We start from the raw sequence: 12229 nt of genomic DNA on the forward strand, positions 1-12229 counted from the left end.
GTTTCTGTCGTAGATGGAGACTAGGCTGCGGATGTGCCGAACAGCGAAGCGACCCCCGACCGCCCGTGCCTCCTGCTCCTGGACGGTCATTCCCTTGCCTACCGCGCCTTCTACGCTCTGAAGGACGCGAATCTCATGACGACGGACGGTCAGCACACGGAAGCGGTGTACGGCTTCACTTCGATGTTGACCAACATTCTCCGTGATGAGCGGCCGAGCCACGTCGTGGTCTGCTTCGACCGGAGCGAGCCGACCTTCCGGCACGAGGCGTTCGAGGCGTACAAGGCGAACAGGTCGGAGACGCCGGAGGACTTCCGCGGCCAGGTGCAGCTCATCTTCGAGCTGCTCGACGCGCTGCGCGTCCCGCGCCTGTCCCTCGCGGGGTTCGAGGCCGACGACCTGATCGCGACGCTGGCCACGCGGGCCGCGGGCGCCGACATGAACGTGCTGATCGTCACGGGCGACCGGGACGCGCTGCAGCTCGTGGACGAGCGGGTGACGGTGCTGATGACGCGGCGCGGCATCAGCGACATGACGCGGTTCACACCCGAGGCCGTCATGGACAAGTACGGCCTGACCCCGGCGCAGTACCCCGACTTCGCCGCGCTGCGCGGCGACCCGAGCGACAACCTCCCGAGCATCCCCAGCGTTGGCGAGAAGACCGCGACCAAGTGGATCTCCGAGTACGGCTCGCTGGACGAGCTGGTCCGCCGGGCCGACGAGGTCAAGGGCAAGGTCGGCGAGAAACTGCGCGAGCACCTCGCCCAGGTGATCCACAACCGGATGCTGACCGAGCTGCGGCGGGACGTGCCCCTCGACGCAGTCCCGGACGCGTTGACCATCGGCCAGTGGGACCGCGAGGAGATCAACAAGCTGCTCGACACGCTGCAGATCCGCGGCGAGCTGCGTGACCGGCTCTTCAAAACCCTCGGCACGGCCGAGCCCGAGGTGGGGGAGGGCTTCGAGGTCGACGTGACCGTGCTCGGCCCCGGCGAGGTCGGGGCCTGGCTGGCCGCCTTGCCCGAGGGCCGCGCCGGCCTGGAGTTCCGCGGCTCCTACGGCAGCGGCACCGGCCGGCTGGACGGCATCGCCGTCGCCTCCGGGACGGGCGCGGCCTACATCGACCCCACCCAGCTCACGCCGGAGGACGAGGCGGCCCTGGGCGCGTGGCTGGCCGACGAGTCGCGGCCGAAGGCCGTCCACGACGCGAAGGGGCCGCTGCTCGCCCTCTGGGAGCTGGGCCTGGACCTGCGCGGTCTGACCTGCGACACGGCGCTGGCGGCCTACCTCGCGATGCCGGGGCAGAGCTCCTTCCCGCTGAACGACCTCGTCCTGCGCTACCTCCATCGCGAGCTGCGCAGCGAGGCCGCCGCCAACGGGCAGACGAGCCTGTTCGAGGAGGACGACGCCGCCGCGGCCGAGCTCGCGTTGCGGGCCCACGCCGTACGCGACCTCGCGGACGAGTTGGAGGCGCGGCTGTCGAGCCGGGGCGGCACGCGGCTGGTGACCGAGGTCGAGCTGCCCCTGCTGCGCGTGCTCGCGACGATGGAGCGAGCCGGCATCGCCGCCGACGGGCAATATTTCGCGGCTTTGGAGGCCGAGTTCGGCGCGGCGGTCAAGCAGGCCGTGGAGGCGGCGCACGCCTCCGTGGGCGAGCAGTTCAACCTGGGCTCGCCGAAGCAGCTTCAGGAGATCCTCTTCGTCCGGCTGAACCTGCCCAAGACGAAGAAGACCAAGACGGGCTACACCACGGACGCCGACGCGCTGGCGTGGCTGGCGGGCCAGACCGAGCACGAGCTTCCGACGATCATGCTCAGGCACCGCGACCAGATGAAGCTGCGCACGACCGTCGAGGGCCTGATCAAGGAGATCGGCGACGACGGGCGGATCCACACCACCTTCAACCAGATCAAGGCGGCGACCGGGCGGCTCAGCTCGGAGAAGCCCAATCTGCAGAACGTGCCGATCCGCACCGCGGAGGGTCGCCGGATCCGCAAGGGCTTCGTCGTGGGGGAGGGCTACGAGACGCTGCTCACCGCCGACTACAGCCAGATCGAGCTGCGGATCATGGCGCACCTGTCCGGGGACGATTCGCTGATCGCGGCGTTCGCGTCCGGTCACGACTTCCACCAGGCGACGGCCGCGCGGGTCTTCGACCTCCCGCCCGAGCAGGTGGACGCCGACCTGCGGGCCCGGATCAAGGCGATGAACTACGGCCTCGCCTACGGCCTGTCCGACTTCGGGCTGTCCGGCCAGCTCGGCATCCCGGTCGCGGAGGCGCGAGAGCTCAAGGACGAGTACTTCCAGGAGTTCGGCGGGGTCCGCGACTACCTGGAGGAGGTGGTCTCCCGGGCGCGCAAGGACGGCTACACCGAGACCATCCTCGGCCGCCGCCGCTACCTGCCGGATCTCACCAGCGACAACCGGCAGCGCCGCGAGATGGCGGAGCGGATGGCGCTGAACGCGCCGATCCAGGGCTCCGCGGCGGACGTGATCAAGGTGGCGATGCTCAGGGTGCAGGAGGCGATCGAGGGCATGCGCTCGCGCATGCTGCTCCAGGTGCACGACGAGCTCGTCTTCGAGGTGGCCCCGGGCGAGCTGGACGAGCTCAAGAGCGTGGTGGTCGGGCAGATGTGCGCGGCGTTCGAGTTCCGCGTGCCGCTCGACGTGTCCGTGGGGGTCGGTCCGACTTGGGAGGACGCCGGCCACTGACGGAGGCTCACCCGGTTGCGGATTTGCCGTAATTCATCCGTAAGTCGACCACAGATGACCTTCTGCAAGATTCGGGCAGTAAGGTCAAATTACTGTGCGAAAACTTTCTCGGGTGACGTTGGTCGCCAACGCGGCGGTGGTCGCGGTGGGCCTGGTGGCGTTGACGCTGCTGCCCTCCGCGGAAGGTGGCGATTCCGGACGCGGGTCCGGAGACGGGAGGGTCCCGGCCAAGGCCGCGCCGGCGGCGCCGAGCCACTCGGCGCTCCCGCCGGTCACGGCGACCGTGGAGTCGGCTCGCGCCGTCGGGGCGAACGAGCTCGGCCTGGTGCCGGTGATCATGTACCACCGGCTGCTGAAGAAGCGCATCGCGTCCATCGATCGGACGCCCTCCCAGTTCCGGGCCGAGTTGGAGAAGCTGGCCAAGGCGGGCTACGTGCCCGTCACGGCGGCCGAGTTCGTGACCGGGAAGATCGATATCCCCGCGGGCGCGCATCCGGTCGTGCTCACCTTCGACGACGGGCATCCCTCGCACTTCGCCCTCGACGCGAACGGGCTGCCGAGGAACGACACCGCGGTGGGGATCATCCTCGATGTCGCGGCGAAGTATCCGAGCTTCCGGCCGGTCGCGACCTTCTGGGTGAACCAGAGCCCCTTCGGCCTGTCCGACCGGAAGCGGCAGGAAGCGGCGGTGAAATGGCTGGTCGATCACGGGTTCGAGGTCGCCAACCACACCTACTCGCATCTCGACCTGCGGCGCCTGTCGCCGAAGGGGGTCGCCGAGCAGATCGCCCGGCAGGAACGGCTGCTGAAGAAGCTCGGCGCCCCGCCGTCCGTCACCATGGCCCTGCCGTACGGCTCCAGCCCGAGGAACGCGAAGACCGGCCGCGAGGGCAAGTGGGACGGCACGTCGTACCGCTTCGAGGGGGTCTTCCTCGCGGGGGCGGAGCCCTCGGTTCCGCCGTACGCGAAAAGCTTTGACCGTTCCGCGATCTGGCGCATCCAGTCCAACGGAAAGCAGGGCGAATGCCGCCGCTGGTGTTCGGCCTACTGGCTGGCCTGGCTGGACAAGCACCCCAAGGAGCGTTACACGTCGGATGGGGATCCCGAGCACATCTCCATACCGAAGAGGCTTCGAGGTAATATCATTTCAAAGGCAGCCAAAAAGGTCATCGCGTACTAGTGCCGCGGCCGGATTGACCTGGGACGCGTCGTCTCATATGCTGATCGCTGCGCTGTGGGCTCGCGTGCGCCTCGGACGGAGCGGGCTCGCGCTCGATCACCCATCAAGTGGTTGAACGGCAAACAAGCCCACCGCGCCTCGGTCACAACGACATCTGTCCGGTTCGGAGCAATTCCACACATGACGAGCAGCACTGAGGCCACCTCGAGCACCCCGCAGGTAGCGGTCAACGACATCGGTTCCGAGGAGGCCTTCCTCGCCGCGATCGACGAGACCATCAAGTACTTCAACGACGGCGACATCGTTGAAGGCACCGTTGTCAAGGTCGATCGAGACGAGGTCTTGCTCGACATCGGCTACAAGACCGAGGGTGTCATCCCTTCGCGTGAGCTCTCGATCAAGCACGATGTCGATCCCGCCGACGTCGTCGAAGTCGGCGAGCATGTCGAGGCCCTGGTTCTCCAGAAGGAGGACAAGGAAGGCCGCCTCATCCTGTCCAAGAAGCGCGCGCAGTACGAGCGGGCCTGGGGCACGATCGAGAAGATCAAGGACGAGGACGGCATCGTCACCGGCACCGTCATCGAGGTCGTCAAGGGTGGTCTCATCCTCGACATCGGCCTCCGTGGCTTCCTGCCGGCGTCCCTGGTCGAGATGCGTCGCGTCCGCGACCTGCAGCCGTACGTCGGCCGCGAGCTCGAGGCGAAGATCATAGAGCTGGACAAGAACCGCAACAACGTGGTCCTGTCCCGCCGCGCTTGGCTGGAGCAGACCCAGTCCGAGGTTCGCCAGACGTTCCTCAACACCCTGCAGAAGGGTCAGGTCCGCAAGGGCGTCGTCTCCTCGATCGTCAACTTCGGTGCGTTCGTGGACCTCGGCGGCGTCGACGGACTGGTCCACGTCTCCGAGCTCTCCTGGAAGCACATCGACCACCCGTCCGAGGTCGTCGAGGTCGGCCAGGAGGTCACGGTCGAGGTCCTCGACGTCGACATGGAGCGCGAGCGCGTCTCCCTCTCGCTCAAGGCGACGCAGGAAGACCCGTGGCAGCAGTTCGCCCGCACCCACCAGATCGGCCAGGTCGTGCCGGGCCGCGTCACCAAGCTGGTGCCGTTCGGCGCGTTCGTCCGCGTCGAGGAGGGCATCGAGGGCCTGGTCCACATCTCCGAGCTGGCCGAGCGCCACGTGGAGATCCCGGAGCAGGTCGTGCAGGTGGGCGACGAGATCTTCGTCAAGATCATCGACATCGACCTGGACCGCCGCCGCATCTCCCTCTCGCTGAAGCAGGCGAACGAGGGCGCGATGGGCGCCGACGTCGAGTTCGACCCCACGCTGTACGGCATGGCGGCGACCTACGACGACCAGGGCAACTACATCTACCCCGAGGGCTTCGACGCCGAGACCGGCGAGTGGCTCGAGGGCTTCGACAAGCAGCGCGAGGAGTGGGAGCGGCAGTACGCCGAGGCCCAGGCCCGCTTCGAGGCCCACAAGTCGCAGGTCGAGAAGGCTCGCCAGGAGGAGGCGGAGGCTCACGAGGCCGCTCCGGCGTCCTACTCCGGCGAGACCACCGGCGCGTCCCAGCCCAGCGGTGGCGCGCTCGCCTCTGACGAGGCGCTCGCCGCCCTGCGCGAGAAGCTGGCCGGCGGCCAGAGCTGACCGCTCGGGATGTGAAGTAAGCACGAGAAGGCCCCGCTTCGGCGGGGCCTTCTCGCGTCTCCGGGCTCCTCTCTCGGGGCCCTCTCCCGCGATCCTCGTCCGGCCCGCACACCCGATGTGGCGGCCGATAAGGTGACGGCGTGGCGGACATCGACAGGGCATCGCCTGGCGACGCGGGGGAGATCCTCACCCTCCAGCGCGCGGCGTACGTGACCGAGGCCCAGATGTACGGCGACCCCTTCATCGCCCCCCTTGTCGAGTCGCTCGAACAGCTGCGCAAGGTGATCGAGACCGGCGTGGTGCTCAAGGCCGTCGAGGGCGCCCGCATCGTCGGCTCCGTACGGGGACGGCTGCCGAGCCGCGCCCTGGACGGCGGGGCGGACGCTGGCATGGGCAGGGGCATGGACAGGGGCATGGGCGGCGGTGCGCGACGGGGTTCGGCGCGGAGGCCGGGGCATGAGCCCGGGGCACCTGGCCCCGCGTGTGTCGTGGGCCGTCTCGTCGTCGCCCCGGACCGGCAGGGGAACGGCATCGGCACCGCCCTGCTCGAAGCGCTCCACGCAGCGGTTCCGGAGGCCGCCGCGTTCGACCTGTTCACCGGGCACCTCTCGGAGGGCAACCTGCGGCTGTACCGCCGCCTGGGATATCGGGAGACCCGCAGGGAACGCGTTCAGGACCACCTCACCCTGATCCACCTGCGCCGCGAGGTGGCCCCGGCCTAAGTCGTCTCACTCCCAGCCCCGTTTCTCCACCGAACCCGGAGCGGCGCAGGGCGAACACAGATGGCCGGCGGATTCCGCCGGCCTGGTCGAACGAAGCCCGGGACCTGGGCACGGCGGGGGCACACGACCGCCGGCCCCGATCCGGCCACCCGCCGGTTACGAGGCCGTCTGAGGGGGTCTGCGGGGTGCGGAGCCGTCCCGATAGGCTGCGGGCGTGGTGAAGGTGGGCCTCACAGGCGGCATCGGGTCGGGTAAGAGCGAGGTCTCGCGGCGCCTCGCGGAGCACGGGGCGGTCGTCATCGACGCCGACAAGATCGCGCGCGAGGTGGTGGAGCCCGGCACCGAGGGGCTCAAGGAGATCGTCGAGGCGTTCGGTGACGATGTGCTCCGCGCGGACGGAACACTTGACCGCGAGAGGCTCGGTTCCATCGTCTTCGCGGACGCCGGGAAGCTGGCTGTGCTCAACGGGATCGTCCACCCCAAGGTCGGCGCGCGGACGCATGAGCTCCAGGAGGCCGCGCCCGCGGACGCGATCGTGGTGTACGACGTTCCGCTGCTCGCGGAGAACGGTCTCGCTCCGATGTATGACGTGGTCGTGGTCGTGGACGCGTCCGACGAGATCCGGCTGGGCCGCCTGAGGCGCCATCGCGGCATGTCCGAGCAGGACGCCCGGGCGCGCATCGCCGCCCAGGCGGCCAGGGAGGAGCGGCTGAAGATCGCCGACGTCGTGATCGCCAACGAGGGGCCGCTGGAGGACCTCGACGCCCGGGTGGCCGAGCTCTGGGAGTCCCTGCGCGCCAGGGCCGCGTGACGGTCATCGGGACCGCGTGAGAGCCCTGGGAATCACGTGACGAGCGCCGGGACCGCGTGACGAGGGCCTGGACACCGTGAACCCCTGTCTCCGCCCGCCTGGCGGCCCCTGAGCGACGGCGGCCGGTGATCGGCGGACTCGGGTACGGAAATGTCGGTGGCCCGGCGTAGGTTATGCAGACGTGAGGCCCGTAACCGACTTGCAGCGCAAAGTGGCCCCCTTCGAGGTGGTCACCGAGATGACGCCCTCCGGCGACCAGCCCACCGCGATCGCGGAGCTGGAGCGCCGGGTCAAGGCGGGTGACAAGGACAACGTCCTGCTCGGGGCCACCGGCACCGGCAAGACCGCGACCGTCGCCTGGCTGATCGAGCGTCTGCAGCGCCCGGCGCTCGTCATGCAACCGAACAAGACGCTCGCCGCGCAGTTCGCCAACGAGCTGCGCGAGATGTTGCCGAACAACGCCGTCGAATACTTCGTGTCGTATTACGACTACTACCAGCCCGAGGCGTACGTCCCGCAGAGCGACACCTACATCGAGAAGGACTCCTCGATCAACGAGGAGGTCGAGCGGCTGCGGCACTCGGCGACCAACTCGCTGCTGACCCGCCGCGACACGGTCGTGGTGGCCTCGGTGTCGTGCATCTACGGCCTGGGCACCCCGCAGGAGTACGTCGACCGCATGGTCCGGCTCAAGGTCGGCCAGGAGATCGAGCGCGACCAGCTCCTGCGCAGGCTCGTCGACATGCAGTACGCGCGCAATGACTTGTCCTTCACCCGGGGCACGTTCCGGGTGCGCGGCGACACGATCGAGATCATCCCGCAGTACGAGGAGCTCGCCGTCCGCATCGAGATGTTCGGCGACGAGATCGAGAAGCTCGCCACCCTCCACCCGCTCACCGGCGAGGTGATCACCGAGGACGAGGAGCTGTACATCTTCCCCGCCTCGCACTACGTCGCCGGTCCTGAGCGGATGGAGCGGGCCATCCGCGACATCGAGGCGGAGCTGGCCGAGTCGCTGAGCAGGATGGAGCAGCAGGGCAAGCTGCTGGAGGCCCAGCGCCTGCGGATGCGCACGACCTACGACATCGAGATGATGCGCCAGATCGGCACCTGCTCCGGCATCGAGAACTACTCCCGCCACATCGACGGCCGGGGGCCGGGCAGCGCGCCGCACACCCTGCTCGACTACTTCCCCGAGGACTTCCTGCTCGTCCTCGACGAGTCGCACCAGACCGTGCCGCAGATCGGCGCGATGTACGAGGGGGACGCCTCGCGCAAGCGCACCCTCGTCGAGCACGGGTTCCGGCTGCCGTCCGCGATGGACAACCGTCCGCTCAAGTGGGAGGAGTTCCTGGAGCGGATCGACCAGACCGTCTATCTCTCCGCCACCCCCGGGCCGTACGAGCTGGGCCGGAGCAAGGGCGACGTGGTCGAGCAGGTCATCCGCCCGACCGGCCTGGTCGACCCCGAGGTGGTCGTCAAGCCCACCAAGGGCCAGATCGACGACCTGATGCACGAGATCCGGGTGCGCACCGAGAAGGACGAGCGGGTCCTGGTCACCACGCTGACCAAGAAGATGGCGGAGGACCTCACCGACTACCTCCTGGAGAACGGCATCCGCGTGCGCTATCTGCACAGCGAGGTCGACACCCTCAGGCGGATCGAGTTGCTGCGCGAGCTGCGCATGGGCGAGTTCGACGTGCTGGTCGGCATCAACCTGCTCCGTGAGGGTCTCGACCTGCCCGAGGTGTCCCTCGTGGCCATCCTGGACGCCGACAAGGAGGGGTTCCTGCGCTCCGAGACGTCGCTGATCCAGACGATCGGCCGCGCCGCGCGAAACGTCTCCGGCCAGGTCCACATGTACGCCGACAAGGTCACCCCGAGCATGGAGCGGGCCATCGAGGAGACCAACCGGCGGCGGGCCAAGCAGACGGCCTACAACACCGCGAACGGGCTCGACCCCCAGCCGCTACGCAAGAAGATCGCCGACATCCTGGACAGCCTCGCCAGGGAGGACGCCGACACCGCCCAGCTGCTCGGTGGCGGAGGGCGCCAGCAGTCGCGCGGCAAGGCGCCGGTGCCCGGGCTCGCGTCGCGTACGGCGGGGCAGCACGCCAAGGCGATCGCGGGGGAGATGCCCCGGGCCCAGTTGGAGGCCATGGTGGAGTCGCTCACCGAGCAGATGCACACCGCGGCCGCGGACCTGCAGTTCGAGGTGGCCGCCCGGCTGCGCGACGAGATCAAGGAGCTCAAGCGCGAGCTCCGCGACATGCGCGAGGCCGGCGTGAAATGACCGATCCGATCCGTTAACTCCGGCGAGCGCGTCGCACCGTCCTGTCTCCGGTCGGGATCCGGCAGGGGGCGGCCTCAGGTCGGCTGTGCCGTGCGGGAGCGGCGGGAGCCACGGTGGCGGCGCACACGGCGGAGGAGCCGCCAGCCGACGAAGGCGAGCATCGCGACCACCACCACGACCAGCACCGGCAGGAAGATCGCGATCAGGCTCATGCCGAGCGCGCCCGCGTCCTCCACCGTGCTGACCACGGGAGCGCCCACCCCGGCGGTGCTGACGTTCACGACCGGGCGGGTGCTCGCCTTGACGGCGTGGACCACGAGGGCGACGGCGACGCCGAGGACCCAACCGACGACGGGGTGCTCCGCCATCCAGGTCGAGTTGTCCAGCTCGGCGGCGGCCGCGGTGGCGCTGAAGACCACGCCGCCGGACGCGGGCCGCACGGCCGTCTGGATGATGTCGTTGACGTGGTCGACGACCGGCACCTTGTCGAGCACGATCTCGGCGACCAGGAGCACACCCACGATCAGCAGAACCCAGCCGTTGGAGAGCCACTCGTAGCCCTGCGGAAGCCGTACGGCGTCGGTGAAGTGAGCGACCAGCCCGACGACCAGCAGCGGGATGTAGGCGTTGAGCCCCGCGGCGGTGGACAGGCCGAGCCCGGTGAGTGCGGCGAACATCACCCCTCCAACGAACGGATCTGTGCTTCGGTGCCGGAGGGCGGTGGCGACCTCGGGCAGGAGCCCATCAAAGCAGCGATCCGGCGGGTCGGCATCCGCCGTCCGTCATGGTGCGGCAGGCGGACGTCCGTGATGGCGTGGGGGAGCCAGGTGTTCCTGATGGCGCACGGAGTCGGACAGGACGGCGCGGGGGAGCCAGGTGTTCCTGATGGCGCACGGAGTCGGACGGGACGGCGCGGGGGAGGCGTCAGGCGTCGGTGATGCGGCGGAGCCGCTCGACCGCCTCGCCGTACCCCTCGATCATCTCGTAGACCACCTGGCGGGCCGGTTTGACCTGGTTCATCTGGCCGACGACCTGCCCGACGAAATAGTTCGCCAGCTCGCGCGCCCCTGGGGCGCCCGCCTCGGCGGCGCGGCCGACTCGGGCCATCGCGGCCTCGGCGAGCAGGAGCTGGAGCGGCATGCCGAGCGGGCCGGGGCTCTCGGGGGCGCCGTCCCACTCGTCGGTCCAGGCCGACCTGAGCTGGCGGGCGGGCTTGCCGGTGCGCGAGCGCGATCTGACGGTGTCGCGTGAGGTCGCGGCGAGCATCTTGCGCTTGACGGCCGGCGGCGTCTCGGCCTCGTCCGTGGTGAGCCACACCGAGCCGCACCACACGCCCTCGGCGCCGAGCGCGAGCGCGGCGGCCACCTGGCGGCCGTCGGCGATGCCGCCGGCGGCGAGCACGGGGACCGGCGCCACGGCGTCCACGACCTGGGGGACCAGCACCATCGTGGAGACCTCGCCGGTGTGCCCGCCCGCCTCGGTGCCCTGCGCGACGATGATGTCCGCGCCCGCGGCGACCTGCCGCGCGGCGTGCTCCACGGTCCCGACCAGCGCTGCCACAGGGACCCCGGCCGCGCGGGCCCGCTCCACCATCGCCGGGGGCGGCGGCCCGAGGGCGCTGGCGATCAGGCCGATGGGGTGCTTGAGCGCGACGTCGATGAGACCGGTGGCTCCTTCGTGCGTGACCCTCCGGCCAGCGTCCGCCGTGTCGTCCCTGCCGTACGCGCCGCCGGGGACGCTCACGCCGTACTTGCGGAACAGGTGGTCGACGAAGTCGCGGTGCGCCTCCGGAATGAGGTCCGGCAGGCGCGCGCCGAGGTCGGCGGCCGCCGCGTCGATCTTCCCGGGGACCAGCACGTCCACGCCGTACGGCCGGCCGTTGACCTGGGCGTCGATCCAGGACAGCTCCTCGTCCAGCTGTTCGGGGGAGTAGGCGACGGCGCCGAGGACGCCGAAGCCGCCCGCGTTGGTCACCGCGGCCACGACGTCACGGCAGTGGCTGAAGGCGAACAGCGGGAAGTCGACGCCGAACCTTTCGGTGATGCTGCTGCGCATGTTGCGAACCTACGCCCCAGAACGATGTTCGGTCCAGGGTGCGTTCAGTCGTGCGCGGCCAGGCGCCGTACGGCCCGACCGTCCGCCTCTGTCCTCACCATCCGTTCTCCGCCGTCCGGACCGGCCGCCGGGCCTCCGAGACGCGGCGCTGTCCAGCCCTCGTCGGGGGAGAACCGGCGGACGATCTTGGCGGGCACCCCGGCGACGACTGAGTGGTCGGGGAACTCCCCGCGCACGACGGCGCCTCCGGCGACCACCGACTGCCGGCCGATCCGGGTGCCGGGCAGGATGATCGCCCCAGTGCCCAGCCAGGAGCCCGAGCCGATCGAGACGGGATTGTTGCGGGGCCACTGCCGCCCGATGGGCATCTCGGGATCGTCGTAGACGTGGTTCTGGTCGGTGATGTATACGTACGGCCCGGTGAAGACGTCGTCGCCGATGTCGATCGACTGGTGCCCGACGATGTGGCTGCCCCGGCCGATCGAACAGCCGCGGCCGATCCTGACGATGGAGTCGGGGCCGAGGTCGACGCCCGGCCCCATGCCCGCCGAGATCGACACGCGCTCCCCGACGAGCGTGTGGTCGCCGATCTCGATCCACGCCTCGCCGAAGATCGCGCCGACGGGGAAGGACAGGCACGCTCCATCACCGAGGCGGCGGAACCGATAGTCCGCGGGGGAGAGCGGGCTGACGGCCCCGGCCGCCTTCGCGTACGCCCAGCCACGGTGGAGCAAACGGCCGACGGCGCGCTTCACGATCGACATAACGGGACAAGTTACTCCTCGGTCGAAGTGCGGGCTATGGCG

General features: G+C 69.7%; 9 protein-coding genes. 6 read left to right on the plus strand and 3 right to left on the minus strand.

Annotated elements, in window-relative coordinates; translation table 11 throughout:
* Nucleotides 1-33 precede the first annotated feature (33 nt).
* The 6 genes from polA to uvrB all read left to right on the plus strand — a co-directional run bounded on the left by polA (nt 34) and on the right by uvrB (nt 9368).
* Complete coding sequence (gene polA, locus QSK17_RS07310; RefSeq protein WP_285703672.1) at nt 34-2712, plus strand: DNA polymerase I; 2679 nt, start codon at nt 34-36, stop codon at nt 2710-2712.
* Between the two features lie 112 nt (nt 2713-2824).
* On the plus strand, nt 2825-3892 hold the full coding sequence (locus QSK17_RS07315) for a polysaccharide deacetylase family protein (RefSeq protein WP_352231775.1): 1068 nt from the start codon (nt 2825-2827) through the stop codon (nt 3890-3892).
* A gap of 180 nt (nt 3893-4072) precedes the next feature.
* Nucleotides 4073-5542 carry a 30S ribosomal protein S1 gene (gene rpsA, locus QSK17_RS07320; protein ID WP_285703673.1) on the plus strand — a complete coding sequence of 490 codons (1470 nt, stop codon included), beginning with the start codon at nt 4073-4075 and terminating at the stop codon, nt 5540-5542.
* Nucleotides 5543-5682: 140 nt separating this feature from the next.
* Nucleotides 5683-6264 (plus strand): GNAT family N-acetyltransferase, encoded by a 582-nt coding sequence (locus QSK17_RS07325; protein WP_285703674.1) that lies wholly within the window; start codon nt 5683-5685, stop codon nt 6262-6264.
* Nucleotides 6265-6478: 214 nt separating this feature from the next.
* Nucleotides 6479-7075, plus strand: coding sequence for a dephospho-CoA kinase (coaE, locus tag QSK17_RS07330; protein WP_285703675.1), 597 nt, complete (start codon nt 6479-6481; stop codon nt 7073-7075).
* Between the two features lie 181 nt (nt 7076-7256).
* Nucleotides 7257-9368, plus strand: coding sequence for an excinuclease ABC subunit UvrB (gene uvrB, locus QSK17_RS07335; protein ID WP_285703676.1), 2112 nt, complete (start codon nt 7257-7259; stop codon nt 9366-9368).
* 74 nt (nt 9369-9442) lie between these two features.
* Here uvrB and QSK17_RS07340 read toward each other — a convergent pair whose 3' ends face one another.
* The 3 genes from QSK17_RS07340 to QSK17_RS07350 all read right to left on the minus strand — a co-directional run bounded on the left by QSK17_RS07340 (nt 9443) and on the right by QSK17_RS07350 (nt 12187).
* On the minus strand, nt 9443-10045 hold the full coding sequence (locus QSK17_RS07340; protein ID WP_285703678.1) for a DUF4126 domain-containing protein: 603 nt from the start codon (nt 10043-10045) through the stop codon (nt 9443-9445).
* 247 nt (nt 10046-10292) lie between these two features.
* Entirely contained in the window at nt 10293-11423 is a 1131-nt protein-coding gene (locus QSK17_RS07345; protein ID WP_285703679.1) for a nitronate monooxygenase, read from the minus strand.
* A gap of 44 nt (nt 11424-11467) precedes the next feature.
* The gene (locus tag QSK17_RS07350; protein WP_285703680.1) at nt 11468-12187 is read right to left on the minus strand and encodes an acyltransferase; all 720 of its coding nucleotides are present in this window, start codon (nt 12185-12187) and stop codon (nt 11468-11470) included.
* Nucleotides 12188-12229: the final 42 nt, after the last annotated feature.

Source organism: Microtetraspora sp. NBRC 16547 (assembly GCF_030268965.1).
GTDB lineage: Bacteria > Actinomycetota > Actinomycetes > Streptosporangiales > Streptosporangiaceae > Microtetraspora.